Annotated in this window: 18 protein-coding genes; 10 read left to right on the plus strand and 8 right to left on the minus strand. The window is 68.7% G+C overall.

The genetic code is table 11. From position 1 onward, the window contains the following. Window positions 1-30 precede the first annotated feature (30 nt). Window positions 31-2,439: a patatin-like phospholipase family protein gene (locus DTA15_RS16110; protein ID WP_012493497.1), complete on the minus strand. Its 2,409-nt coding sequence runs from the start codon at window positions 2,437-2,439 to the stop codon at window positions 31-33. 272 nt (window positions 2,440-2,711) lie between these two features. Here DTA15_RS16110 and DTA15_RS16115 point away from each other — a divergent pair, with 272 nt between their 5' ends. Then, on the plus strand, window positions 2,712-3,746 hold the full coding sequence (locus DTA15_RS16115) for a rod shape-determining protein (RefSeq protein WP_006482133.1): 1,035 nt from the start codon (window positions 2,712-2,714) through the stop codon (window positions 3,744-3,746). A gap of 237 nt (window positions 3,747-3,983) precedes the next feature. After that, window positions 3,984-4,598: a YdcF family protein gene (locus tag DTA15_RS16120; RefSeq protein ID WP_020979681.1), complete on the plus strand. Its 615-nt coding sequence runs from the start codon at window positions 3,984-3,986 to the stop codon at window positions 4,596-4,598. Between the two features lie 482 nt (window positions 4,599-5,080). Here DTA15_RS16120 and DTA15_RS38280 read toward each other — a convergent pair whose 3' ends face one another. Beyond that, entirely contained in the window at window positions 5,081-5,278 is a 198-nt protein-coding gene (locus DTA15_RS38280; RefSeq protein WP_006482137.1) for a hypothetical protein, read from the minus strand. On the opposite strand from DTA15_RS38280, the gene DTA15_RS16125 reads away from it, so the two are divergent. From DTA15_RS16125 to DTA15_RS16135, 3 genes are all read left to right on the plus strand, one after another. Beyond that, the gene (locus DTA15_RS16125; protein ID WP_012493496.1) at window positions 5,220-12,317 is read left to right on the plus strand and encodes an autotransporter-associated beta strand repeat-containing protein; all 7,098 of its coding nucleotides are present in this window, start codon (window positions 5,220-5,222) and stop codon (window positions 12,315-12,317) included. The two genes, DTA15_RS38280 and DTA15_RS16125, sit on opposite strands and share 59 nt — an antisense overlap. A 155-nt stretch (window positions 12,318-12,472) precedes the next feature. Next, a complete protein-coding gene (locus DTA15_RS16130) occupies window positions 12,473-14,695 on the plus strand; it encodes an amylo-alpha-1,6-glucosidase (RefSeq protein ID WP_006482131.1) in 2,223 nt (740 codons plus the stop codon). A 96-nt stretch (window positions 14,696-14,791) separates the two neighbouring features. After that, the gene (locus tag DTA15_RS16135) at window positions 14,792-15,043 is read left to right on the plus strand and encodes a hypothetical protein (protein WP_006482135.1); all 252 of its coding nucleotides are present in this window, start codon (window positions 14,792-14,794) and stop codon (window positions 15,041-15,043) included. A 467-nt stretch (window positions 15,044-15,510) separates the two neighbouring features. Here the strand turns inward: DTA15_RS16135 and penR are convergent, their stop codons facing one another. Next, the gene (gene penR / locus DTA15_RS16140) at window positions 15,511-16,401 is read right to left on the minus strand and encodes a beta-lactamase transcriptional regulator PenR (protein WP_006491626.1); all 891 of its coding nucleotides are present in this window, start codon (window positions 16,399-16,401) and stop codon (window positions 15,511-15,513) included. Between the two features lie 136 nt (window positions 16,402-16,537). On the opposite strand from penR, the gene blaPEN-B reads away from it, so the two are divergent. Continuing rightward, window positions 16,538-17,476 carry a PEN-B family class A beta-lactamase gene (gene blaPEN-B / locus DTA15_RS16145; RefSeq protein WP_012493495.1) on the plus strand — a complete coding sequence of 313 codons (939 nt, stop codon included), beginning with the start codon at window positions 16,538-16,540 and terminating at the stop codon, window positions 17,474-17,476. Between the two features lie 482 nt (window positions 17,477-17,958). On the opposite strand, the gene DTA15_RS16150 is transcribed toward blaPEN-B, so the two are convergent. From DTA15_RS16150 to DTA15_RS16170, 5 genes are all read right to left on the minus strand, one after another. Further along, window positions 17,959-18,159: a DUF805 domain-containing protein gene (locus tag DTA15_RS16150; protein ID WP_006485688.1), complete on the minus strand. Its 201-nt coding sequence runs from the start codon at window positions 18,157-18,159 to the stop codon at window positions 17,959-17,961. 584 nt (window positions 18,160-18,743) lie between these two features. Next, complete coding sequence (locus DTA15_RS16155; RefSeq protein WP_006485685.1) at window positions 18,744-19,112, minus strand: antibiotic biosynthesis monooxygenase family protein; 369 nt, start codon at window positions 19,110-19,112, stop codon at window positions 18,744-18,746. 35 nt (window positions 19,113-19,147) lie between these two features. After that, entirely contained in the window at window positions 19,148-19,594 is a 447-nt protein-coding gene (locus DTA15_RS16160; RefSeq protein WP_006485683.1) for a MarR family winged helix-turn-helix transcriptional regulator, read from the minus strand. Between the two features lie 322 nt (window positions 19,595-19,916). Next, entirely contained in the window at window positions 19,917-21,284 is a 1,368-nt protein-coding gene (locus tag DTA15_RS16165; protein ID WP_006485692.1) for an ATP-binding protein, read from the minus strand. A 5-nt stretch (window positions 21,285-21,289) separates the two neighbouring features. After that, window positions 21,290-21,952, minus strand: a complete 663-nt coding sequence (locus DTA15_RS16170) for a response regulator (RefSeq protein ID WP_006485687.1) — start codon at window positions 21,950-21,952, stop codon at window positions 21,290-21,292. A gap of 234 nt (window positions 21,953-22,186) precedes the next feature. Between DTA15_RS16170 and DTA15_RS16175 the strand changes: the two genes are divergently transcribed. From DTA15_RS16175 to DTA15_RS16190, 4 genes are all read left to right on the plus strand, one after another. Beyond that, complete coding sequence (locus tag DTA15_RS16175) at window positions 22,187-22,540, plus strand: YgiW/YdeI family stress tolerance OB fold protein (RefSeq protein WP_006485690.1); 354 nt, start codon at window positions 22,187-22,189, stop codon at window positions 22,538-22,540. A 55-nt stretch (window positions 22,541-22,595) separates the two neighbouring features. Then, window positions 22,596-23,456, plus strand: coding sequence for a MurR/RpiR family transcriptional regulator (locus tag DTA15_RS16180; RefSeq protein ID WP_006485686.1), 861 nt, complete (start codon window positions 22,596-22,598; stop codon window positions 23,454-23,456). 64 nt (window positions 23,457-23,520) lie between these two features. After that, a complete protein-coding gene (locus DTA15_RS16185) occupies window positions 23,521-23,946 on the plus strand; it encodes a GNAT family N-acetyltransferase (protein ID WP_006485684.1) in 426 nt (141 codons plus the stop codon). 183 nt (window positions 23,947-24,129) lie between these two features. Continuing rightward, window positions 24,130-25,797, plus strand: a complete 1,668-nt coding sequence (locus tag DTA15_RS16190) for an ankyrin repeat domain-containing protein (protein WP_012493494.1) — start codon at window positions 24,130-24,132, stop codon at window positions 25,795-25,797. Window positions 25,798-25,852 lie beyond the last annotated feature (55 nt).

The raw sequence follows: 25,852 nt of genomic DNA on the forward strand, positions 1-25,852 counted from the left end.
GGATGCCGCCGCAGCGGCATCCGCGCATGCTCAATAAGTCCGGCCGAGCTGCAGGTAGACGTTTCGTCGGCCGCCGGGGGCGAGCGCCACGCCGATGTAGACCGGCCCGAACGCGGTCGACAGGCTCGTGAAGAACGTATAGCTCTGCTTGAGTGCGCCGCCGCCGATCTTCTCGCCGGCGGCCCACACGTTGCCGACTTCCGCGCTGGCGCCGATCGACAGGGCCTTGATCGGCGACGCGTTGAACGTCATCAGCTGGTTCATGTACGTCACGTTGCCGTATGCGAGCTCGTTGCCGTTCAACTGGTCGGCCGCATAGGCGGCCAGATGCTGGAAGCCGCCGAGCGTGAAGTTGAACGCGTTGATCAGGTTGGTGCCGCCGATGCTCTTGCCGCCTTCGATCGTCGCGCTGATGCTGTGCCGGCCGAACTGTTGCGCGATCATCGCCTTGCCGTAGATCTCCGTGTACGGCGTGTTGGAGATCGCATCGTCGAATTCCTGCGCCGACTGGCTGTTGTGCGACAGCAGCGAGCGTTCGACGCGGAATTCGGTGTAGTAGCCGTGACGCGGGAACATCGGATCGTCGAGCTGATCGATGACGAGCCGCGCACGGGCGATGAGCGCCTGCGACGTGAAACTCGGCCACAGCAGCGTCGAACTGCTGCCGTCGTCGGCCGAGAACGGCAGGTTGTAGTTCGGCGAGCCGTGCCCGGTCGCGTAGCCGAGGCCGATCCGGAAGTCACCGAGACGCCCGATCGGCAAGCCGAGGTCGAGCCCCGCGCGCGCCGTCTGCATCAGGTACTGGTTCAGCTTCACGTCATTGCTGTTGTCGTACAGGTTCGCATAGCGACGCTGGTATTCCGCGTACGGCGACAGGTACACGCCGTATGCGGCCGGCAGCGGCTGGCGCAATTCGACGCGCGCCGACTGCAGGTCGCTGCCGATCGTCGTGTCCGCGCGGAATTCGAGCCCCGACTCCGTGAGCCACGGCCGCCGGTAGCCGACATGCAGGCGGAAGCCGCCTTCGTCGGTCGAACTGCTCGACATGCCGAGCCCGAACAGCAGGAAGTTGGGCCCCCAGTACTTCTCGCGCGCGTCGATCTCGAGCACGTTGTCGTCGCCGCGGCTCACGATCTGCTGCGTGACGCTCTCGAAGTTGCCGCCCGTCGTGAGTCCGAGCAGATCCTGGCTGACGGTCTGCGGATCGTAGATGTCGCCGGGTTTCACGTGCAGCGCGTTGCTGACGACCCGCTTCGGCACGCCGCCGCTGGTCTTGATGTCGATGCGCGTGATCCGGATCGGTGGCGGCAGCGGCTGCGCGTGCGCGGACCGGTACGCCGCATACTGTTCCGGCGTGAGTGCGAAACGCCGCAGCCTCGGCAGCGCCGCGGTCGCGGCGGCCTCGCCGGCGGCGATCGCCTGCTTCGCGTTCTGGAAATCGGTGAACGCGAGCGAGCCGAGGTCCGGCGTGAGCAGCACGTCCTGCGCGTCGAGTTGCTTGCGCTGCGCGGTCACGTTCTGGCGGATCAGGATGCCGACCATCTGCTGCATCACGTCGGCCGGCGACGCGAGCGCGTCGAGCGGGCGCAACTGCGAGCCGATGTCGACGGCGATCACGACGTTCGCGCCCATCTGCCGTGCGGTGTCGACGGGCAGGTTGCTGACGAGGCCGCCGTCCACGAGCGCGCGCCCGTTGATCTCGGCCGGCGCGAACAGGCCCGGCATCGCCATGCTCGCGCGAATCGCGAGCGGCAGCGAGCCGTGGTCGAGCACGACCATCTGGCCGGTCTGCAGGTCGGTCGCGACCGCGCGATACGGGATCGGCAGGCGGTCGAACGGCTGGTTGGTCGGCACGGCGGCCGTCCAGTTCGCGAGCAGCGCCTGCAGCCGGTTGCCCTGCACGAGGCCGACCGGCGCCTTGACGCCTTTCTTGCCGAAGCCGAGCGTCAGTCCGTTGATGTACAGGCGTTCGTCTTCCCGGCTGGTTTGCGGCAGGTCCGCGCGATCCGTCACGTCGAACGCGATATCCGCGAGGTTCACTTCCGACAGCCGCTTCTGCATTTCGTCGGCCGCCATTCCGCTCGCGTACAGGCCGCCGACGACGGCGCCCATGCTGGTGCCCGCGATGCAGTCGATCGGGATCCGGTTGTCCTCCAGCACTTTCAGGACACCGAGGTGTGCGTAGCCGCGCGCGCCGCCGCCGGACAGCACGAGGCCGATCGACGGGCGGCCGGCCGGGCCGCCGTCGGCCGAGCAGGTGTGCGCGGATGCAGCGGGCGTGGCGGCCGCCGGCGCGTTGGCCGCCGCGGCGACGGCCTGGGCGGCGGCGGATTCGGTGGCCGGCAGCGGTTGCGCGGCGGCCGTGCAGCACCAGAAGGCAACGAGCGTCGTGCAGAGCGGGCGCACCGGCGCCCAGCGGAAGGAAACGGTCGCTGTCATGGTGAAAATACCTGGCGTGATCGTGCGTCTGACGCCTGCCGGGAGCAGGCAAGACCGAGAGATTACCGTGTTTTACAGGCCCAACGCGAGAGGCTGTTGCGTAGCCGGACGGGCGCGGAATGCCCGTTTCGGCAATTTCGTCGCGAAAAAATCATGGGAATTGCCTAAAGTATCGGAATGATTTGCCGCTAAGCTCGTGATGGGGCGGCATGGACGCGCGGCAAAAAAGTGCGGCGCGGCCGTCCCGGCCCGTTCCCTCACAAAGGTTTGATATGTCGACACCGCTGTTCGGAAAGTTGTTTGCGCAACCCGTTGCGATCGACCCGGGAACGGCGAGTACGCGGATCTATACGCATGAACGCGGCGTGGTGCTGAACCAGCCGTCGGTCGTCTGCTTCCGCAAGGGCGGCGCGAGCGACGCGCGGCCGACGCTCGAGGCCGTCGGCGAGCTCGCGAAGGCGCTGGTCGGCCGCGAACCGGGGCACCTCGAAGCCGTGCGGCCCATGCGGCACGGCGTGATCGCGGACGCGCACGCGGCCGAGCAGATGATCCGCAGCTTCATCGACATGTCGCGCACCCGCTCGCGCTTCGGTCGCCGCGTCGAGGTCACGTTGTGCGTGCCGTCCGACGCGACGGCCGTCGAGCGCCGCGCGATCCGCGAGGCCGCGTTCGCGGCCGGCGTATCGGAGGTCGAACTGATCGAGGAATCGCTCGCGGCCGGGCTCGGCGCGGGTTTGCCGGTGACCGCGCCGGTCGGCTCGATGGTCATCGACATCGGCGGCGGGACGACCGAAGTCGCGGTCATCGCGCTCGGCGGCATCGTCTACCGCGAGGCGATCCGCGTCGGCGGCAGCCAGTTCGACGCGGCGATCGTCAACCATGTCCGCAACCTGTACGGCGTGCTGCTCGGCGAGCAGACGGCGGAGCACGTGAAGAAGACGATCGGCTCGGCCACCAGCGCGGTGCCGCGCACGTCCACGCGCGCCGTCGGTCGCAGCATCGGCGACGGCCTGCCGCGCTCGGTCGAGCTGTCCAACCACGACGTCGCGGACGCGCTGGCCGCGCCGCTCAAGCAGGTCATCGGCGCGGTGAAGTCGGTGCTGGAAAACGCGCCGGCCGAACTCGTGACCGACATCGCGCATCGCGGCGTGGTGCTCACCGGCGGCGGCGCGCTGCTCGCCGATCTCGAACGCCTGCTGTACGACGAGACCGGGCTGGTCGCACGGATCGCCGATGAGCCGGCCACCTGCGCGGTACGTGGCGCGGGCGAGGCGATGGGGCGACTCGCGATGTGCCCGGCCGACTGACCCGGGGCGGTGCCGGGTTCGCGTCGCGACGCGGCGCATCCTTCACATACTTTCGATCTCCCGATGGCCGGCCTGCGTGGCCGGCATCGGTTCGTCGCATGGACAGGCGCGAGCGCGCCGTGCTAGCGTGACGCGCCCATTCGGGGCGGGCCGGCCGATGCGCGCGGCGATACCTGAGAGAGACCGACTACCTTGAAATATCGAACCAAACGGGGCTTCGCGGCCCGGGCCGGCCGCATGCTGGCCGTCGTTGCGTGCGTCTGGGCCGCGGCCGCTGGCGCGATCGTCGTCCATGGCATGCGGATGCCGAGCGATCCGGCGGACGTCGCCGTGATCTTCGGCAACGCGCTCGACGAAACCGGCGCGCCGAAGCCCGTGCTCGCGGCCCGGCTCGATGTTGGCGTGCGGTGTTACCGCGCGGGGCAGTGTCCGGCGTTTCTGGTCAGCGGCGCGATCGACGGCCCCGGGCTGAACGAGGCGACGGCGATGCGCGACTACCTCGTCGCGCGCGGCGTGCCGGCGGACCGGATCGCCGTCGACGACCAGGGCGACAACACGCTCGCGACCGCGCAGCACACGCTGGCCTACCTGCGCACGCACCGCCTGTCGCGCGTGCTGATCGTCAGCCAGTATTACCACCTCGCGCGGGCGCGCCTCGCGTTCGAGCGCGTCGGCATTGCGCGGTCGACTATCTCCGCTGCCTATCCGCGCCGCTTTCAGTGGCGCGATGTCTATTCGAGCTGGCGCGAGGTGCCGGCCTATGCGGTGTATGCGGTGCGGCTGTGGGTGAATCCCGATGCGCGGCCGGTTTCGTTTCGGCCGATGCTTTATCTGATGAGCCTGTTTTCGTGACGCGGCAGCCGCGGCGGCACATGCTTCCGGCCGCGTTGCAACGGTGTTTCAAGACGAAAATCGAAGCAATTCCGTGGATTGCTTGAAAATCCGGATTCCTCTGATGATTATTGGTGGCGCGGATTATCCATTTCCTGATCCGGCAGGGTAAAAATATTGCACTGCAAGATTCGCGTATAACGTATCAGGACGATATATCAGCGTTTTCACGGATGCGGCGCGTCCGATATCTTTGCGAAAACTCGAAACAAGCCGGTGAAAGACGTGCCGGTCGTTATTGATGAGCGCCTTCCGGCGAGTAAAAAATACATGTGCATCGGCCCTTGATCCGATGGGAAAACATCGACTGGAAAACGGGTTGAGTTTGATATAGCCTTGTCTGATAAAAGCAGGGCAGTAATCAAATCAACAGAAAGTCGCTGCAAAAAACAGGGGCCGCCATCATGTCATTCGACTAGTTTCGACTTGCATTCCCGGTCTGACTAAAAATTCATCCATGAATAAACCGACATCGCGCCGCGATTGCCGGAGCGGACGCTTTCATCCGTGATTTTCTGCTGTGCGTCACCCAGTGTGGTCGCAATACCAATACCAAGGCCGAAATCAATAACGAGGGAAAGCATGAATACTGCGCGTTCGAAAAAGGCGAGTGAACCGTTCCCGAGGCTGTTGTTGCCCACGGGCGTTTTCCTGGCACTGTCCGGCGCGGGTATCGTGCCCGCTCATGCGACTTGCAGCCAGGCGGGCACGACGGTGACCTGTTCCGGCGTCGCGAACCCGCTGGCGCCGAGTTTCTCGAGCAACCTCAACAACATCAACGCGACGGTCAACCCCGGTGCGAGCGTCGGCGTGCTGCTCGGCCTCGGCGGCACGGCGATGTCGCTGACGGGCAACAACACCACGCTGACCAACAACGGCACGATCGACCCGTCGGCGCTCGGCTCGGGGCTCGGCGTGCTGTCTAGCGGCGCGGTGATCGGCAACGCGGCGGCGAGCTCGGTCAACGTCACCAACAACGGCGTGATGAACGGCTCGACCGGCGTGGCGATCAGCGGCGTGACGGGCATGGCGCTGTCGGTCCAGAACGGCACGGGCGGCACGTCGACCATTACGAACACCGGTTCGATCGGCTCTTCCGCGCTGGTCGGTGCGACGCTGATCGGCGCCGATGCGCCGGTGGTCGCCGCCTACGGCGGCGGCACGGTCAACATGACGAACAGCGGGACGATCAGCGGCCGCGTGTCGTTCGGCTCGAACAACGCGCCCGGCGGCGGCAATACGTTCACCAACTCGGGCGTGATCAACGGCAGCGTGTCGATGGGCGCGAACAGCACGAACACGTTCAATGCGATCACGGGCTCGCAGGTCAACACGGCGGGCGGCACCGGGGGCGCGTTCAACATCACGGTCGGGGCGAACACGCTCAACGTCGCGCAGACGGGCATCGTCGACGGCGGCTCGGGCGGCAACAACACGCTCAACCTGCAGCAGGGCGCTTCCGCGAACGGCACGATCGCGGTCAACAACTACATCAACTTCAATCACCTGAACGTCCAGGGCGGCAACTGGACGATCAACGGCGCGTCCACCGCGCAGGACGCGACGCTGAGCGGCGGCGTGGCGATCATCAACGACAACGCGTCGCTCGGCACCGGCAACATCACCGGGAACGGCGGTGCGTTGCAGGCGGGCACGGCGGGGCTCAACGTCTCTAACAACGTGTCGCTCGGCGTGGGGGGCCTGACGGTGCAGGGCACGACCGGGCTGACGCTGTCCGGTACGGTGTCGGGTGGCGGTGCGCTGACGAAGAACGACGGCGGCACGCTGACGCTGTCCGGCGCGAACAGCTACACGGGCGGCACCAACCTGAACGCCGGCGGCCTGGTGATCGGCAACAATTCGGCGCTCGGCATCGGCACGCTGAACGTGAACGCGTCGGCGTCGCTCGACACGAGCACGAACGTGACGCTCGGCAACACGGTCAATCTCGCCTCCGGCTCGACGCTGTCGATCGGCGGCAGCAACAGTCTCGGGCTGACCGGCGCGATCAACGGAAGCGGCGGCCTCGTGAAGAACGGCGCGGCGACCACGACGCTGAGCGGCGTCAATACGTATACGGGCGGCACGACCATCAACAGCGGTACGCTCGCGCTGAATGGGGCCGGCAGTCTGTCGGCGACCGGCACGGTCAACCTGACCGGTGCGGGTGCAACGTTCGACGTGAGCGCTGCGTCGGGCGCGCAGACGATCGGCTCGCTGGCCGGCGCGGCCGGCACGAACGTGAACCTCGGCGTCAATTCGCTGACGCTCGGCGGCACCGGCAATGCGACCTATGCCGGCACGATCGGCGGGTCGGGCAGCGTGACGCTGTCGGGTACCGGCGTGCAATCGCTGACCGGTACGAACGTATACACGGGCGGCACCAACCTGAACGGCGGCAACCTCGTCGTCGGCAGCAATACGGCGCTCGGCAGCGGCGCGGTGAACGTGAACGGCTCGTCGACGCTCGACGCGACGACCAACGTGACCCTGGCAAACGGCGTCAATCTCGCGACGGGCACCACGCTGACGCTCGGCGGCGGCACCGATCTCGGCCTCGGCGGCGTGATTTCCGGTGGCGGCGGTCTCGTGAAGAACGGCGCGGCCGCGCTGACGCTGAACGGCGCGAACAATTACACCGGTGGCACGACGCTGAACGCAGGCAGCCTCGTGCTCGGCAACGGCTCCGCGCTGGGCACCGGTGCGCTGACCGTCGGCGGCGCGGCGACGCTCGATACGAATGCGAGCCTGTCGGTCGGCAATGCGATCGGTCTCGGCACGGGCGCGACGCTGACGCTCGGCGGCAGCAACGCACTCGGATTGAGTGGCGCGATTTCCGGTACGGGCGCGCTTGTGAAGAACGGCGCGTCGACCACGACGCTGACGGGGGCGAACACCTACACCGGCGGCACGACGATCAATGCCGGCACGCTCGCGCTCGGCGCGGGCGGCAGCCTGTCGTCCACGGGTACGGTGAACCTAGTCAATGCGGGTGCCACGCTCGACATCAGCGCGGGCAGCGCGCAGTCGATCGGCGCGCTGTCGGGCGGCGTCGGCACGAGCGTGAGCCTCGGCGCCAACGCGCTGACGCTGGGCGGGACCGCGAGCGGCACGTTCAGCGGCACGATCGGCGGCACCGGCAGCCTGACGCTGGCGGGTACCGGCACGCAGACGTTGAACGGCGCAAATACCTATACCGGCGGCACGAATCTCAATAGCGGCAGCCTGGTACTCGGCAACAACGGGGCGCTCGGCTCCGGCGCGCTGAACGTCGGCGGGGCGGCGACGCTCGATACGAATGCGAGCCTGTCGGTCGGCAATGCGGTCAATCTCGGCACGGGCGCCGCGCTCACGCTCGGCGGCAGCAACAACCTCACGCTGGGCGGCGCGATTTCCGGCGCGGGCAGCCTCGTGAAGAACGGCGTGGCCACCACCACGCTGACCGGCGCGAATACCTACACGGGCGGCACGACGATCAACGCGGGGACGCTGGCGCTCGGCGCGGGCGGCAGTCTTGCATCGACCGGTGCGATGAACCTCGCGGGCGTCGGCGCGACGCTGGATCTGGGCGGTGCGACGGGCGGCCAAACGCTCGGCGCGCTGTCGGGTGTCGCGGGAACGAACATCAACCTCGGGAACAATGCACTGACGCTGGGCGGGACCGCCAGCGGCACGTTCGGCGGTGCGATCGGCGGTACGGGCAGCCTGACGCTCGCAGGCACCGGCACGCAGACGCTGAACGGCGCGAGCACCTATTCGGGCGGCACGAACCTCAATAGCGGTGGCGTGGTGCTCGGCAACAATACGGCGCTGGGCACCGGCACGGTGAACGTGGGCGGCGCGGCGACGCTCGATACGAACGCGAGCCTGACGGTGGCCAATGCGGTCAATCTCGGCACGGGTGCGGCGCTCACCTTGGGCGGCAGCAATGCGCTCGACCTGAGCGGTGCGATTTCCGGTGCGGGCAGCCTCGTGAAGAACGGCGCGGCGACGACCACGCTGACGGGCGCGAACACGTACACGGGCGGCACCACGATCAACGCCGGCACGCTGGCGGTGGGCGCGGGCGGAAGCCTCGCGTCGACCGGAGCGATGAATCTCGCGAGTGCCGGCGCGACGCTCGATCTGAGCGCCGCGACGGGCGCACAAACGCTCGGCGCATTGTCGGGCGTCGCGGGCACGAACCTCAACCTCGGTGGCAACGCACTGACGCTGGGCGGGACCGCCAGCGGCACGTTCAGCGGTGCGATCGGCGGCACGGGCAGCCTGACGCTCGCGGGCACCGGCACGCAGACGCTGTCCGGCGCGAACACCTATACGGGCGGCACGACGATCGGCGGGGGCAGCACGCTGGCGCTCGGCGCGGGCGGCAGCCTTGCGTCGACCGGCACGGTGAATCTGGCCGGGGCCGGGGCGACGTTCGACCTGAGCGGCGCATCGGGCGCGCAGACGATCGGCGCACTGACCGGTGCGGCCGGCACGAACGTGAACCTCGGCGGCAACGGGCTGACGCTGAGCGGCAACGGCAGCAACACGTTCGGCGGCGCGATCGGCGGCGCCGGCGGCCTGACGCTCGCCGGCAGCGGTACGCAGACGCTGACGGGCGCGAACACGTATACCGGCGGCACGACGATCAGCGGCGGCGGCACGCTGGCGCTGGGTGCGGGCGGCAGCCTCGCGTCGACCGGCGCGGTGACCCTCGCCGGCACGGGTGCGACGCTCGATCTGAGTGGCGCGACGGGCGCGCAGACGATCGGCACGCTGGCGGGTGCGGGCGGCACGAGCGTGAATCTGGGCGCGAATGCGCTGACGCTGAATGCCACCACCAACGGTACGTTCGGCGGTGCGATCGGCGGGACGGGCGGTGTGACGGTCGCCGGCACGGGCACGCAAACGCTGACGGGCGCGAACACGTATACCGGCGGCACGACGATCAACGGCGGCAGCACGCTCGCGCTCGGTGCGGGCGGCAGCCTCGCGTCGGGGGGCGCCGTGACTCTCGCGGGCGCGGGCGCGACGTTCGACGTGAGCGGCGCGACGGCCGCCCAGACGCTCGGCACGCTGACCGGCGCGGCCGGCACGAACGTGAATCTCGGCGCGAATGCGCTGACGTTGAACGGCAGCGGCAACGGTACGTTCGGCGGTGCGATCGGCGGGACGGGCGGCGTGACGTTCGCCGGCACGGGCACGCAAACGCTGACGGGCGCGAACACATATACCGGCGGCACGACGATCAACGGCGGCAGCACGCTTGCGCTGGGAGCCGGTGGCAGTCTCGCGTCCGGTAGCACCCTGAATCTCGCGGGCACGGGTGCGACCTTCGACATGAGCGCTGCGAGCGGCGCGCAAACGATCGGTGCGCTGTCAGGGGTGGGCGGCACGAACGTGAATCTCGGCGCGAATACGCTGACATTGAACGGCAGCGGCAACAACACGTTCGGTGGCACGATCGGCGGGACGGGGGGCGTGACGCTGGCGGGCACCGGCACGCAGACGCTGACGGGGGCGAACACGTACACGGGCGGCACGACGATCCATGGCGGCAGCACGCTTGCACTCGGCGCGGGAGGGAGCCTCGCGTCGACGGGCGCGGTGAATCTTGCGGGCACCGGTGCGACGTTCGATGTGAGCGCCGCGACCGGTACGCAAACGATCGGTGCGCTGTCGGGCGCGGCCGGCACGAACGTGAATCTCGGCGCGAATGCGCTGGCGCTGAACGGCACCGGCAGCAGTACGTTCGGCGGCACCATCGATGGCTCGGGCAGCGTGACGGTGGCGAGCGGCACGCAGGTGCTGACCGGCGGCAACACGTACACGGGCGGCACCACGATCGCCGCCGGCGGCACGCTGCAACTCGGCAACGGCGGCACGTCGGGCAGCGTGGCCGGCAACGTCGTCGACAACGGTGCGCTGATCGTCAATCAATCCGGCAATGTGACGATCGCGAGCGTGCTGTCCGGCACCGGCTCCCTCACCCAGGCCGGCAGCGGACAACTGACCCTGACCGGCGCGAGCACACTGAGCGGGCCGACCACGGTCAGTGCGGGCACCCTTGCCGTCAACGGTTCGCTCGGCCAGTCGACCGTCACCGTGCAGAGCGGCGCGACGCTGACCGGCACCGGCACGGTCGGCGGCCTCGTCGTGCAGAACGGCGCGACGGCGGCTGCCACGCAACCGGGCGCGGCGCTGAACGTGGGCGGCAACGTCACGTTCCAGCCGGGTTCGACGTTCCAGGTCGCCGCCACGCCGCAGCAAAGCGGCAGCCTCGCGGCGAGCGGCACGGCGATGCTGAACGGCGGCACCGTGCAGGTGCTGGCGAACCAGAGCGCTTACCAGCCGAGCACGACGTACACGATCCTCAGCGCGTCGTCGGGCGTGCAGGGCGCGTTCACCCAGGTGAGCGCGAACTACGCGTTCCTGACGCCGACCCTCAGCTACGACCCGGGCCACGTGTACCTGCGACTGGTTCAGAACGGCACGTCGCTGCCCGACGTCGCGACGACGCCGAACCAGCGCTCGGTCGCGACCGCGCTGGGCGGGCTCGGCGCCGGCAATCCGCTGTACGACGCGGTGCTGACGACCGACGCGCCCACCGCGCGCCGCGCGTACGGGCTGCTCGACGGCGAACTGCAGGCGAGCCTGAAGAGCATGCTGCTGCTCGACAGCCGCTATGTACGCGACGCGGTGACCGATCGTGTCCGCCAGGGTCTCGCGCCCGGATCGGGCCCGCTCGCGGCCCTGTCGTCGGGCGGCGCCGCGCTGTGCGGCGACAACACGGCCGGCGTGGCCGACCCGACGCTGCCGCCGGAACGCCGGATCGGCTCGCGCGACGGGTGCTACGGCGGGACGCCGTATCAGCCGGTCGTCTGGGGGCAGGCGTTCGGCGGCCGCAGCCGGCTTGCCGGCGACGGCAACGCGTCGACGATCAACCGCAGCATGACGGGCTTCATCGCCGGCGCCGACATGGCGCTCAACGACAAGTGGCGCGCGGGTCTGGCGGCCGGTGTCACGCACAGCTCGCTCGACAACGACCAGAGTTCGTCGGCGGCGGTGAACAGCTACTACCTGTCGCTGTACGGCGGCGCGCAGTACGGCGCGCTCGGCGTGCGCGGCGGCGCGTCGTACACGTGGTACCGCATCAACAGCGACCGCTATCCGGGCTTCGCGGGCTTCTCCGATCACGACTCGGCCGGCTACAACGCGAATTCGGCGCAGGTGTTCGGCGAAGTCGGCTACGCGCTGCCGGTCGGGCCGGTCGCGATCGAGCCGTTCGCGGGCCTCGCGTACGTGAACCTGCATACCGACGGCTATACGGAAACCGGCGGCGCGGCCGCGCTGCGCGCCGGCGGCGAGACGACCCACGTCGGCTTCTCGACGCTCGGCCTGCGTGCGGCGTCGCAGCTCGGCTCGATCGCGAGCGGCACGTTCACCGCGCGCGGGACGGTCGGCTGGCGACATGCGTTCGGCAACGTGCGGCCGTCGTCGGCGTTCACGTTCGCGAATGGCGGCACGTCGTTCCAGGTGTCGGGCGTGCCGATTGCTCGCGACAGCGCGGTACTCGAAGCCGGCATCGACGCGAACGTCACGAAGCGCCTGACGCTCGGCCTCACGTACAGCGGCCAGTATGGCAGCGGCGTGCGCGACAACGCGATCCTCGGCAACATCCTGTGGAAATTCTGACCGGCAACTGACGTACCCGTCCGCGGCGCCCCGCGACGCAGCGACGTCGCGGGGCGCCGCGGCCGTTTCGTCGCTGCGCACGTGCCCGGTTCTGGCCTATCCTGTGCGAAACACGCGACGCGCGCCGCGCGTTGCGCCTCGACACAGGAGCATCGATGCCGAATCACGCCGAAGCCACGACGACGCAGGCGCCGCAAGTCGCGCCAGTTGCCCCGACCATCGCGTCGGGTCCCGCCTTCATCGCGCCCGAAGCCGATCAGCAGGTTCTCGCGCGCAACAACCAGTACGTGCTGAAATCCGGTGACGCGTTCGTGGTCAGCGACGCGCTCGGCGACATCGGCGGGCATGACGACGGCCTGTTCGTCGACGACATGCGCGTGCTGTCGAAATGGCGCCTGACGTTCGGCGGCCGCGCGCCGTCGCTGCTGTCGGGCGCGACGAGCGCCGACAACGCGTCGTTCACCGCGCACCTGACGAACCGCCCGCTGCCGCCGCTCGGCGGCCACGAGACGCCCGAGGGCGTGATTCATATCGAGCGCATGCGCGTGCTCGCGGGCGACGTGCTGTACGAAGCGCTGACGCTGACGAACTACGGCGCGAGCGAAGCCGAGGTGCCGCTGTCGCTGTCGTTCGCGGCCGATTTCAAGGACATGTTCGAAGTGCGCGGCACGCAGCGGCCGAAGCGCGGCACGGTGGGCGCGCCGCGCGTCGACGCGGGCGCGGTGCGGCTGCGCTACGACGGCCTCGACGGCGTGGAGCGCAACGTGACCGTGCATTTCTCGCCGGCGCCCGACGCGCTGTCGGTCGATCGTGCGGACTACACGCTGACGATCGCCGCGCAGGCGTGCGTGTCGATCTACCTGACCGTCGATGCGACGCTCGGGCCCGAGCAGGGCGAAGGGCCCGGATGCGGCCGCGTCGCGCTGCGTACCGCGCTGGTCGGCGTGCATCGCGAGATGCGGGCACGGCGCGAGTCGATGGCGCGCGTGAACACCGGCAATCCGCTGTTCGACGCATGGCTCGATCGTTCGCTCGCGGATCTCGGGCTGCTCACGACGCAGCTCGACACGGGGCCGTACCCGTATGCGGGCATTCCGTGGTTCTCGACGCCGTTCGGCCGCGACGCGATCATCACGTCGCTGCAGATGCTGTGGCTGCAGCCGTCGCTCGCGCGCGGCGTGCTGCGTTTTCTTGCCGAGCATCAGGCGCGCGAGACCTCCGCGTTCCGCGACGCGGAGCCCGGCAAGATCATGCACGAGTTCCGCCGCAGCGAGATGGCCGCGACGGGCGAGGTGCCGTTCGCGCTGTACTACGGCGGCGTCGATACGACTCCGCTGTTCATCGTGCTCGCGGGCGCCTATCTCGAACGCACCGGCGACGATGCGCTGATCGACGAGCTGTGGCCCGCGCTCGAGCGCGCCGCGCAATGGGTGATCGACAAGTGCGACCGCAATCCGTACGGATTGCTCGATTACCAGCGCACGTCGGAGCGCGGCCTCGCGAACCAGGGCTGGAAGGACAGTCACGATTCGGTGTTCCACGCGGACGGCCGTTTCCCGGACGGGCCGATCGCGCTCGTCGAAGTGCAGGCCTATGCGTGCGCGGCGCTCGACGCGATGTCGGCATGCTCGCACCGGCGCGGCCATGCGGCCGACGCGACGCGCTACGCGTTGCGCGCGAAGACGCTGCGCGACCAAGTCGACGCGCTGTTCTGGATGCCGGAAGGCGATTTCTACGGGATCGCGCTCGACGGTCATGGCGAGCTGTGCCGCGTGTTCGCGTCGAACGCCGGCCACCTGCTGGCGTTCGGGCTGCCCGACGCCGAGCGCGGCGCGGCGGTCGCCGGCGTGCTCGGCTCGGCGCTGTTCCAGACGGGCTGGGGCATCCGCACGCTCGCGGCCGGCCAGCCGCGCTTCAACCCGATGGCGTATCACAACGGCTCGGTGTGGCCGCACGACAATGCGCTGATTGCGCGCGGCCTCGCGCGCTACGGCGACAAGACGGCCGCGGTGAATCTGCTGCGCGCGCTGTTCGAGGCGGCGGTGAGCTTCGAGATGCGCTTGCCGGAGCTGTTCTGCGGGTTCCCGCGCCGGCGCGGCGAACCGCCGACCGCATATCCGGTGGCGTGCCTGCCGCAGGCGTGGGCGGCAGGCGCGCCGTTCATGATGCTGCAGGCGTGCCTCGGCGTGAGCATCGACGCGTCGCGCCACGAGGTGCGCGTCGAGCGCCCTGCCTTGCCGGAAGGCGTCGACTGGCTGCGGATCGACGCGCTGCGCGTCGGCGACGAAACCGTATCGCTGACGTTCCGCCGTGTCGACGGTCAGGTCGTCGCGGCGGCGGAGCAGCCGGGCCGCGTGAAGGTGGTCGCGGTACTGTAGCGGGGCGCTGCGCGAACGTTGCGCGATGTCGCGCCACGTTCGCGCGCAGCGGCATAGAATCGTGACATGACCCTTGAACGATGGCGGAGGTAGACGATGACGACCGACAACCGGCCCGACGACGGCGAGCACAAGCTCGAGAATCTGGAAGCGGCGGTCGACCACCTGCACAAGTCGATCGAATCGCAGAGCATCGCGGTCGGCGCGGCGAAAGGCATCCTGTTCAGCCTGATCGAAACGCTCGGCGCACTGATCGGCGATCCCGACCTGCCCGAGCATGCGCGTTCGGGCTACGAAGCGTTGCGCGACAAGGCGAGCGAATTGCGCGGCGGGCTCGACCGCCATTGATGCACGGGCGGCGCGGGCGCTGCCCGATTTGGCAGACGCGGCACAAAACCCCGTGCGCTCAACCAGTTAGGTGCCCGATACGCAGGATATCCACAAGCTTGCCAACACAATCTGTGGAGAACCGCCCGGCCGCCGGCCGGGTGCGTGGCGAGCGGTTCGACAACCGTTCCGGTGCCACACCATTGACCGGTCAAGGTCCGTGGATCGAATCTCCTTGTGTATCAAGATGTTACGCGTCCGATCTGATGGATATCCACAGGCTTGCCAACAAAATCTGTGGACAACTCGCAATCGATTGCGTCGCAGGGGTTGAGGATCCGGCCGGAATGCGACCGGGGCACGAAGCCCGTGCGCAAAGGCTGCCCGCGCCGTGCACCGGCACGCTAATGCGTGCGTGATCAAGGGCTTAGGCGCCAGGTACCCAGGATATCCACATCCTTGCCAACACTTTCTGTGGACAAGCGGCGTTATTCGACGGGCGCGGCGCCGGCCGCCTCGGCCACGATCCAGTCGCGAAAGAGCGTCATCGCGGGCGTCAGCGGTTTCGACTTCAGCGACGTGAGCCAGTAGCCGCCCGCGCGCACGTCGATGTCGAGCGGCCGCGCGAGCTGGCCGAGCTGCAGTTCGCGCGCGAACATGCACGCGGGCGCGAGCGCGACGCCCGCACCCTGCATCGCGGCCTCGACCATCAGCCGGGACGAATCGAACACGGGTCCGTTGACGGCCCACGGTTCGAGCCGTGCGGCGTCGAACCAGCCGAGCCATTCGTCGGTGCGGTACGAGCGCAGCAGCGTTTCGTTCGCGAGATCGGCCGGCCGCGCGAGGCGCCGCGCGATCTCCGGCGTGCACAGTGCGGTGAGTGGCGCATCGAGCAGCCGCTCGTTGCGCGTCGCCGGCCAGTTGCCTTCGCCGAAACGGATCGCGAAGTCGAGGCCCTCGGCGGCGAGGTCGACGACATTGTTGTTGGTCCGCAGCCGCAGCTCGACGAACGGGTGCGTGTCGCCGAACTGCTTCAGCCGCGGCATTAGCCAGCCTAGGGCAAAGGTGCCGACGACGCCGAGCGTCAGCACCTCGTGGAAACGCCCGCCGTCGAACTGCTTGAGCACCGTTTCGATGCGGCTGAACGCGTCGCTCAGCACCGGCAGCAGCGCGCGCCCTTCGTCGGTGAGCCCGAGGCCGCGCGGCAACCGCGTAAACAGCGTACAGCCGAGCCGCTCCTCGAGCGAGCGCACCTGCTGGCTGACGGCGGCCTGCGTCACGCTCAGCTCGAGGCCGGCGCGCGTGAAGTTCAGGTGGCGCGCCGACGATTCGAACGCGCGCAACGCATTGAGCGGAAGATGAGGGCGGAGCTTCGTCATAAGAATTTCTTTTGTCAGCGCTCAATTATCGTTGCTTGTCAGGCAACCGTAAAGTCTCGATAGTGCTGTCTCGGCGGCCGGCCGTTTTCCCTCTCCCGACACCGTTGCGCCGCCATTCCACCACGAGACAACCGACATGACCTACTCATCGAAACGTCGAACCCTGTTGCTGGCCGCCGCGACGGCGCCGCTCGTTCTCACCGCCACCGCGTGCGCGTCGCGGCAGGCCGCTGCGCCGGACCCGGCCACGGCGGCAGCGGCGGCTGCCGCGGATGCCATGGCGCCCGCCGCGGCAGCAGCGACGCTCGCCGATCTCGAGCGCGACGCGGGCGGCCGTCTCGGCGTATGCGCGATCGACACGGCGAGCGGCCGGGTCATCGAGCATCGCGCGGGCGAGCGCTTCCCGTTCTGCAGTACGTTCAAGGCGATGCTGAGTGCGGCGGTGCTCGCGCAGAGCGTCGAGCGGCCGGGCTTGCTGCAACAGCGCGTGACGTATACCAAGGCCGACCTCGTCAACTATTCGCCGGTGTCGGAGAAGCATGTCGGCGCGGGCATGACGGTGGCCGCGCTGTGCGAGGCGACGATCCAGTACAGCGACAATTCGGCCGCGAACCTGCTGATGAAGCTGATCGGCGGCCCGTCGGCGGTCACCGCCTACGCGCGCTCGATCGGCGACGACGCGTTCCGGCTCGATCGATGGGAGACCGAACTGAATACCGCGTTGCCGGGCGACCCGCGCGACACGACGACGCCCGCCGCGATGGCCGCCAGCATACGCGTGCTGACGCTCGGCGACGCACTGCCGGCCGCGCAGCGTGCGCAGCTCGTCGCGTGGCTGCGCGGCAACAAGGTCGGCGACAAGCGGATTCGTGCGGGCGTGCCGGCCGGATGGGTGGTCGGCGACAAGACCGGTACCGGCGACTACGGGACGACGAACGACGCGGGCGTCATCTGGCCGACGTCGCGCGCGCCGATCGTGCTGGCCGTGTACTACACGCAGACGCGAGCCGATGCGCGGGCGAAGGACGACGTGATCGCGTCGGTCGCGCGCATCGTCGCGCAGACGTTCGGTTGAGCCACGCGGCGCGGCGTGCGTGGCGAGATCCGCGGGCGCGCCGTGCCGCAGTCGTGACCCGCGCGATCAAACGTTGTGCGATCAACGACTTAGATCGCGCATGCTCAGGATATCCACATGCTTGCCAACAAAAAGTGTGGACAAGCCCGCACGCAGCGGCGCCCGGCATGCCGCCCGCCGTCGTGCCGCGTTTGAAGCAGCGCGGACAAAGTCTTTCGGATCAAGCGTTTGGCCGCGGTATGCGCAGGCTATCCACACGCTTGCCAACACAATCTGTGGACAAGCGCGGCGAGCAGCGTGGCAGCCGGCGCGTCACGCGTCGAGGCAGCACATAACCGGTGATTGGCCGCTCGCGTGCCGTTTTCGAGGCGGCGCGGACAAAGTCTTTCGGATCAAGTGCTTGATCGCGGTATGCGCAGGCTATCCACATGCTTGCCAACACAATCTGTGGACAAGCCCGCGCGCTGCCGCGATGGCAACGCTCAGGGCTGCCGATCGCCGACGGCCGGCCAGCGCGCGAACGCGAACACCCACAACATGATGAAGTTCAGCACCGGGACGAACATCGTCAGGATCCACCAGCCCGAATGCCCGGTGCGCCGGACGATGCGGACGTACGGATAGACGACGATGGCGACGAGCACGAGCGAGATGAGCAATTGCCACGCGGTGAAGTGTTCCATGGTCTTCCTCGGATTGAAATGTCGTCATGCGGTGCCGGCGGAACGGCCGGCCCGTGGCGCCGACGCGCGTTGCCGGCCATGCGCGGCCGCGTGCGGCTTGCGTGATCTTGATGGGTGACGGGCGCGGGCGTCAAGGTATCGGCGCCGCGCTGCGATCGCACTGAATCGTCCGCGTGCGCGCCGGCCGCTACCGCGCGCTGCCGAAACGGTGACACGCGGCACGAACCGTAGACCGATCAATGGGTTAGCGCAGGCTTGCGCAGGATATCCACAAGCTTGCCAACACAATCTGTGGGTAAGTGGCGCAGCGCCGGCCGTTACGACGCGCATCGAGCGTGCATCGGACTGCATCGGAGTACATCGGGACTACATCGCCGTGGCGTCGTGATGCGAAGTGCGGCGAAGCGGTGTGCGCGATGGCCATGGCGCGCGCCGTGTCTGCATCACGCGTGCCAAAGTCCATCGGATCAAGGGTTTAGCGTCGCGGTGCGCAGGATATCCACAAGCTTGCCAACATTTTCTGTGGAGAACTCCACGTTCGCGAGGCGGCCGATGCCACGCACTGCCACGCTTCGCATGCCCGCTCACGCCGTGCAGATACCGGCCACGCCGACCTTCTGGAACAGGTGCGGGCTGGCGACGGCGGACGACGGATAGGCCGACAGCTTGGCGACGAACTCCGGATGCGTGAAGGCCGCGCGAAACGCGTCCGTCGATTCCCAGATCGCGTAGTTCAGGTAGGTCGGGCTGTCGCCGAGCGCGCGATGAAGCTGCGTCGAGATGAATCCCGGCTGCCGCTTCATGAAAGCCGCGTCGTCTTTCCAGGCGGCGAGAAAATCGGCTTCGTCGGCGGGCGCGAGCGTGAACACGTTGACGAGCACGACCGGGTCCGCGTCGATCGCAATCTGTTGCTGGATCGGAAAGGCCGGATCCATCGGCTTGAACTGGGGCATGGGTGCTCCTGGTGAGGTAGAGGGCGAGCGGGCGGCTACGCGTGGCCGTCCTGGCCGTGCGCGCCGGACATCGCCGACAGCACGCGCAGCGCCGCGTCGAGGTCGGAAGAGCTGAAGTCGCCGGCGATGTCGCGGACATGCCGCTGCCACTGCTCGACCACGGCCTGATAGGCCGCTTCGCCGCGCGGCGTCAGCGCATACAACGGCGAGCGCTTGTGCGCCGGATTGGGCAACGACAGCACCAGCCCTTCGTCGGTCAGCACGTTGATCTGTTTCAGGACGGCCTGCCGCGTGATGCCCATCGTGTCGGCGATCTGCGGGATGTTGGGCGCGTCCGGCGCCATCGAGATCGCGCCCAGCACCTGCCAGCGCGCGCTGGTCAAGCCGTGCGGCCCGGCGAAGGTGTTGCCCCATTCGATCAGCAGGCCGTTCAACCGGAATACGGATAGCGCGACGGCGGTCAACTTGTCGGATTTCGTCATGGCCAGCTCGGGTCGTAAATTGACAACTACTTTACGTAATAGACAACTAGTTGTCAAATTGATGGGCGAGTGTCGACAGACGAAGGGGCTTCGGTATTGCAGCGTGGAAGCGCACGCGAACATCCGTGAAACCTCGACCGATCTTTGGGGCGAGCGGATCGTCCACGAGAAGTGACGCGCGCGTGCGTGCTTGCCGCTGGCCGGCGCATTTGCCGCGCACGCACGACAAACCCTTTCCGATCAAGGGCTTGGTGCTGTTAATGGAAGGTTGTCCACAAGCTTGCCAACATTATCTGTGGACAAGCCTTCGGCCGCCCGCGCATCAGGCCGGCAGCGGGAAGCGCACCGTGACGGTCAGCCCGCGTCCGCCGCGGGTGGTGCCGAGCGAGACGGTCGCGCGATGCTGTTCGGCGATCCGCTTGACGATCGACAGCCCGAGCCCGCTGCCCGACGACGTGGCGGCCTGTGCGCCTTCGCCGCGATAGAAGCGTTCCCACACGTCGGCGCGCTCGGCTTCCGGAATGCCGGGGCCGTCGTCCGCGACTTCGAGCACGGGCGTCGTGCCGTCGACGCGCGCCGACACGTCGACGCGCGCGCCTTCGCCTGCATAGCGGATCGCGTTGTCGACGAGATTGTTCAGCAGCACGCGCAGCGTGTCGGCATTGCCCGCGGCCATCACCGGCACGTCGACGATCGCGCCGAGATCGATCCGGTGCGCGTCGGCGACGCGTGCGCGATCGGACACCACCGAGCGGCACAGCGCGGCGAGATCGACCGGCGCCGATGCGGAGACGACCGCCTGCGCATCGGGTTCGAGGCGCGCGAGCGTCAGCAACTGTTCGGCGAGGTGGCCGAGGCGGGTCGTGCCCGCATGGATCTGCGCGAGGATGTGCTCGCGTTCCTCGGCCGTCGCCGCGCGCCGCAGCAGTTGCGACTGGATCGACAGCCCCATGATCGGCGTGCGCAGCTCGTGCGCGGCATCGGCGATGAAGTGCCGCTGCAGCGTGAACGAGCGGTCGAGGCGCGCGAGCAGGTCGTTGATCGCTTCGGCGAGCGGGCGGACCTCGTTCGGCATCGACGCGACGTCGACCGGTTCGAGGTTGTTCGCATTCCTGCGTTTCAGGCCGGACGCGATCGCCCGCAGCGGCCGCAGCCCCGCGCCGATGCCGAACCACAGGCCGAGCGCGAGCAGCGGCAGCATCGAGAACACGGGCCACAGCAGGTGGACGGCGATGCCCGCGATCGCTTCCCAGCGCGCATGCCGCGCCTGCGCGAGCCGGATCGTCGTGCCGCCGCGCTCGGTCACATAGGTGCGCCACGGCTGGCCGCCGACGTCGACGCTCGCGATGCCCTGCTGCGCGGGCGGCGGCAGTTTCGAGTCGCGATCGGTCGAATACACGAGCGTGCCGTTGCGCCACACCTGCAGCAGCACCGCGTCGGGGTCGCTCGCTTCGAAGCCGTGCTTGCCTTTGGCATGGTTGCTGAACGACAGCTCGCCGTTCGGGCCGACCACGATCTGTTTCGACATGCTGCGCATCTGGTCGTCGAGCAGGTCGTCGAGCTCGCGCAGCGCGCCCCAGTAGGTGCCGGCGCTCGCGACCAGGCCGATCACGCACGCGGCCGGCAGCAGCCACGTCAGCAGGCGCCGCCGCAGCGACGCGTTGCGCCAGCGCTCGACCGCGCGTTCCATGCGCGTCACGTGCCGTCACCGATCCGGTAGCCGACGCCGCGCACCGTGCGGATCATGTCGTGGCCGAGTTTCTTGCGCAGGTTGTGGATATGCACCTGCACCGCGTTGCTCTCGATTTCCTCGCCCCAGCTGTACAGCCGTTCCTCGAACTGCTCGCGCGAAATCACCGCGCCCGGTTCGCGCATCAACTCGTGCAGCAGTACGAATTCCTTCGGCGACAGCGGGACTTCGTCACCGTCGAGCCAGACGAGGTGCTTGACGGGATCGAGCCGCAGCGGGCCGATCGCGAGCGTCGTCTGCGCGCGACCCGCATGGCGGCGGCTGACTGCGCGAATGCGGGCGAGCAGCTCGTCGAGCTCGAACGGCTTGACGAGATAGTCGTCCGCGCCGCTGTCGAGGCCGGCGATGCGGTCCGGCACGCCGTCGCGCGCGGTGATGATGATCGCGGGCAGGTTTTCGTCGCGGCGGCGCAGCGCGGCGAGCACCGACAAACCGTCGCGGTTCGGCAGCCCGAGATCGAGCAGCAGCAATCCGTAGCCGGTCGCGCGCAGCGCGAGCGACGCGGCGTCGCCGTCCTTCACCCAGTCGACCGCGAAGCCTTCCTGTTTGAGGCCCTGTTCGAGCCCGCTGCCGATCAGCGGATCGTCCTCGACGAGCAGTACGCGCATGAATTCGTGTCTCTTCAAACGGGGCGCCGCGGCGCCCGGGATCCCCATGATAAGCGCACGCGTCTTAGACCAAGCTTAAATGCGCGCAGGGCGCCGCGCGGTTTTCGTACTCGTCCAATGCGGCACCGTGTCACTTCGGCATGCCCTTCAGGTTTGCTTAATCTTACGGTCCGTAATCTGACGCCGTCGCGTTCAACGGAGCGCGGCGCCACATCGAAGAAGAGGACCACGATCATGAAACACCTGGCCAGAATTCTGGCGGTCGCGCTCGTCGCGCTGCCCGCCGCCGTCTACGCGCAATACACGGGGCCGTCCGCGCTGACGACGACGACCGTGAAGGAACTGCTCGCCAACGGCCGGGACGACCAGCACGTGCAGTTGCAGGGGCGCATCGTCAAGCACGTCGGCGGCGAGGATTACGAGTTCGCCGACGCCACCGGCACGATCCACGTCGAAATCGACCACAAGCTGTGGGCGGCGGGCCAGCCCGTCAGCGACAAGAACGAGGTGAAGCTGACCGGCGAATTCGAGCGCAAATGGTCGGGCCGCGTGAAGGTCGACGCCGATCACGTCGAAGTGCTGCGCTGACCGATGCGCGCGGGGCCGGTGATACCATGGACGACCGGTTCCCGTTCCCATCAAGATGGCCGCCAATTTCGACGAACTCGCGTCCCGGATCCGGGCGCAATTTTCCGAGCTGAGCCCGCAATTCCAGGCGGGCGCCGCCTTCCTGCTCGATCATCCCGACGAAGTCGCCACGTCGTCGATGCGCAAGGTCGCGCAGCGCGCGCAGGTGCAGCCTGCGTCGCTCGTGCGGCTCGCGCAGCAATTCGGCTTTCCCGGCTGGAACGAGCTGCGCGACCTGTGCGTCGCGCGCGTGCGCACGCGGCCCGAGCCGCTCACGCAGCGTGCGCGCTCGCTCGTGCGGCCCGACGCGAAGGCGTCGCTCGCGCACGACCTGCTCGCCGCGCAGCAGCACAACCTGTCGGCGACCGCCGCGCAGAACGAGCATGCGCTCGCGGATGCGGCAAAGCTGATCCGCAAGGCATCGCATGTGCACGTGGCGGGGTTTCGCTCGTGCTATCCGGTTGCGTTCGGTTTCGTCTACGGCTACCGGCTGTTCCGGCCGACCGTGTCGCTGCTGAACGGCGTCGCCGGTTCGCTCGAAATGGAACTGCGGACGATCGCGAAGCAGAGCGTGACCGTGATCGTCAGCTTCGCGCCGTATTCGGCCGAAGCGACGCGCGTCGCGCAGGCCGCGAAGGCGCAGGGCAGCCGGATCGTCGCGATCACCGACAGCGCCGTGTCGCCGATCGCGCTGCACGCGGACGCGCAACTGATCTTCACGCACGACAGCCCGTCGTTCTTTCCGTCGCTGGTGGCCGCGCATGCGATGGCCGAGGCGCTGGTCGCGCAGTTGCTGGCGCTCGAAGGCAGCGATGCGATCGCGGCGCTCGAGCGGACCGAAGCGGAACTGCACGCGAAGGGCGCGTACGTCGTTTGATGGGCGCGGCGCGGGCAGTTTCAGCCTCCTCGCATCACTTTCATTCACGACCCGACGCAACTCGATGACGTTGACCTACGCAGTGACCGATGCGGGCGACGCGGCGGTGCGCAAGCAGATCGTCGCGCCGCTCATCCGCTTCAACGAAAGCCAGGCCGGCCCGGTCGACTTCCGGCCGCTGGCCGTGATCGTGACCGACGAGGCCGGCGCGGTGGTCGGCGGCCTGTGGGGCGGCACGGCGTTCGGCTGGCTGCATGTCGACCTGCTGGTCGTACCCGAGGCCGCGCGCGGCCAGGGCGCCGGCACGCGCATCATGGACCTGGCCGAACAGGAGGCCGTCGCGCGCGGCTGCCACAGCGCGTGGCTCGACACGTTCGACTTCCAGGCGCGACCGTTCTACGAGAAGCGCGGCTATGTCCGCTTCGGCGAGCTGCCCGATTATCCGGTCGGGCACAGCCGCATTTTCCTGACGAAGAAACTCGCGGGCTGAGCGCCGCCGCGCGGCACGATTGACGTTGCCGGCGGCCGTCGCCTACGATACCGGGCAGCGATGCAGGTCGCTTCCGGGTCCGCGGAAAGGGTTCAACCCACCTGTCGCGGCAAATCCGGTCTTTCCCCATCCTTTGTGCTGGCGGTATTGCGGACCTTCGGCCATCCATGCACGAGGATCCGCATGAAAAAGCTGCCTCCCAACGCCCATCCCGATCATCTGAAAAAGCAGGCCAAGGCGTTGTTGCGCCTGTACCGGCAGGGTGACGCCGATGCCGTCGCGCGCTTCGTCGAGTCGCTGCCCGCCGCCGCGAATCGCACGCACGACGAAACGCTCGCGCTCGGGCTGCGCCTGCACGACGCGCAGTCCTGCATCGCGCGCGAGTACGGTTTTGCTTCGTGGGCCGATCTCGGCGTGTTCGTCGAAACCCATGCGCTCACGCGGGAACCGCGGCCGCTGCTGATCCGCCGCTGGCTCGAGCTCGCTTACGGCGCCGACGTGACGGGCGGCTTCGACGCGGCCCAGCCGCGCGTCGCCGCGCAATTGCTGCTCGATCATCCCGATCTCGTTTCGGCGGACCCGACCATCGCGTGTGCGGCCGGCGATCTCGATGCGGTGAAGGCCGCGCTGGCCGCCGATCCCGGCTGGATCGCGCGCGCCGGCGGGGCGCTGAAGCTGCCGCCGCTCGTCGCCGTCACGCATTCGCGGCTCGGGCAGCTTCCCGAATTCGCGGCGAGGTTGCGTGCGTGCGCGCGTCATCTGCTCGATGCGGGCGCCGATCCGAACCAGCGGATCGGCAACCGGTATCCGCCGGCCTCGCTCGCCGCGCCCGATGCGTCGGCGCCGCTGTCGGCGCTCTATGGCGCCGCCGGCGTCCAGCGCGATCCGGCGCTCACCGCGATGCTGCTGGAAGCCGGCGCCGATCCGAACGACGGCGAATCGCTGTATCACTCGGTGGAGAACCCGGCGTGCACGCGGCTGCTGCTCGAGCACGGCGCGCGGGTGGGCGGGACGAATGCGTTGCGACGCGCGCTCGACGTGCCGGACGCGGCCGCGCTCGAACTGCTGCTCGCGCATGGCGGCGATCCGAACGAACCGGCCGGCGAGGGGCCGACCAGGACGTGGGGCGCGCCGTTGCTGCGCGCGATCGCCGTGCGTTGCCCGGCGCGCCACGTCGCCGCGCTGCTGGCGGCCGGCGCCGATCCCCGCGCGCGGACCGCCGCGGGCGTCAGCGCGTACCGGCTCGCGATGCAGACCGGATCGTCCGATGTCGCGGCGCTGTTGCGCGCGGCCGGCGCGGAGGAGGCGCTCGATGCGCACGACGCGTTCGTGGCGGCGTGCGCGCGCGCCGATGCCGACGACGCACGGCGCATCCAGGCACGTCATCGCGAACTGCCCGGTGCGCTGTCCGACGACCGGCTGCGGTTGCTGCCGGACGCCGCCGCATGGGGTTCGCGCGATGCGGTGAAGGTGATGGTCGAGCTGGGCTGGCCGATCGACGCGCGCGGCGGCGACTGGGACGCGAGCGCGCTGAATCACGCGGTGTTCCGCGGCGATGCGGAACTGCTGGCGTTTCTGCTCGCGCACGGTGCGGGCTGGCGCGACCTGCACGGGTTCGGCAGCGACGCGCTCGGTACGTTGTCGTGGGCGTCGGTCAACGAACCGGAGGGAGCCGGTGAGGCCGACTGGGAGGCATGCGCGCGCGTGCTGCTTGCGCATGGCGTGCCGCCAGCGGTGCGCGATCCGTCGAATCCGGACGGCGTGCTGATCGACGGTCGCGCGATGCGGTTCTCCGAGGCCGTCACCGACGTGTTGCTCGGCAGCGACGGCGGGCGGCCCGTATCGACGTGAACCGACGCGGGCGGCCGCGCGGGGTGGCCTGCATTCGGCGTTGGGCCGCATTCTT

The organism is Burkholderia cenocepacia, from assembly GCF_900446215.1.
GTDB classification, from domain to species: domain Bacteria; phylum Pseudomonadota; class Gammaproteobacteria; order Burkholderiales; family Burkholderiaceae; genus Burkholderia; species Burkholderia cenocepacia.

Excerpts from the sequence above, each read along its gene's own strand:
- DTA15_RS16150 (WP_006485688.1), bottom strand. The coding sequence starts at position 18,159 with ATGGAACACTTCACCGCGTGGCAATTGCTCATCTCGCTCGTGCTCGTC.
- blaPEN-B (WP_012493495.1), top strand. The coding sequence starts at position 16,538 with ATGACCTACTCATCGAAACGTCGAACCCTGTTGCTGGCCGCCGCGACG.
- DTA15_RS16170 (WP_006485687.1), bottom strand. The coding sequence starts at position 21,952 with ATGCGCGTACTGCTCGTCGAGGACGATCCGCTGATCGGCAGCGGGCTC.
- DTA15_RS16135 (WP_006482135.1), top strand. The coding sequence starts at position 14,792 with ATGACGACCGACAACCGGCCCGACGACGGCGAGCACAAGCTCGAGAAT.
- DTA15_RS16120 (WP_020979681.1), top strand. The coding sequence starts at position 3,984 with ATGCTGGCCGTCGTTGCGTGCGTCTGGGCCGCGGCCGCTGGCGCGATC.
- penR (WP_006491626.1), bottom strand. The coding sequence starts at position 16,401 with ATGACGAAGCTCCGCCCTCATCTTCCGCTCAATGCGTTGCGCGCGTTC.
- DTA15_RS16175 (WP_006485690.1), top strand. The coding sequence starts at position 22,187 with ATGAAACACCTGGCCAGAATTCTGGCGGTCGCGCTCGTCGCGCTGCCC.
- DTA15_RS16180 (WP_006485686.1), top strand. The coding sequence starts at position 22,596 with ATGGCCGCCAATTTCGACGAACTCGCGTCCCGGATCCGGGCGCAATTT.
- DTA15_RS16115 (WP_006482133.1), top strand. The coding sequence starts at position 2,712 with ATGTCGACACCGCTGTTCGGAAAGTTGTTTGCGCAACCCGTTGCGATC.
- DTA15_RS16185 (WP_006485684.1), top strand. The coding sequence starts at position 23,521 with ATGACGTTGACCTACGCAGTGACCGATGCGGGCGACGCGGCGGTGCGC.
- DTA15_RS16190 (WP_012493494.1), top strand. The coding sequence starts at position 24,130 with ATGAAAAAGCTGCCTCCCAACGCCCATCCCGATCATCTGAAAAAGCAG.
- DTA15_RS16130 (WP_006482131.1), top strand. The coding sequence starts at position 12,473 with ATGCCGAATCACGCCGAAGCCACGACGACGCAGGCGCCGCAAGTCGCG.
- DTA15_RS16155 (WP_006485685.1), bottom strand. The coding sequence starts at position 19,112 with ATGCCCCAGTTCAAGCCGATGGATCCGGCCTTTCCGATCCAGCAACAG.
- DTA15_RS16125 (WP_012493496.1), top strand. The coding sequence starts at position 5,220 with ATGAATACTGCGCGTTCGAAAAAGGCGAGTGAACCGTTCCCGAGGCTG.
- DTA15_RS16160 (WP_006485683.1), bottom strand. The coding sequence starts at position 19,594 with ATGACGAAATCCGACAAGTTGACCGCCGTCGCGCTATCCGTATTCCGG.
- DTA15_RS16110 (WP_012493497.1), bottom strand. The coding sequence starts at position 2,439 with ATGACAGCGACCGTTTCCTTCCGCTGGGCGCCGGTGCGCCCGCTCTGC.
- DTA15_RS16165 (WP_006485692.1), bottom strand. The coding sequence starts at position 21,284 with ATGGAACGCGCGGTCGAGCGCTGGCGCAACGCGTCGCTGCGGCGGCGC.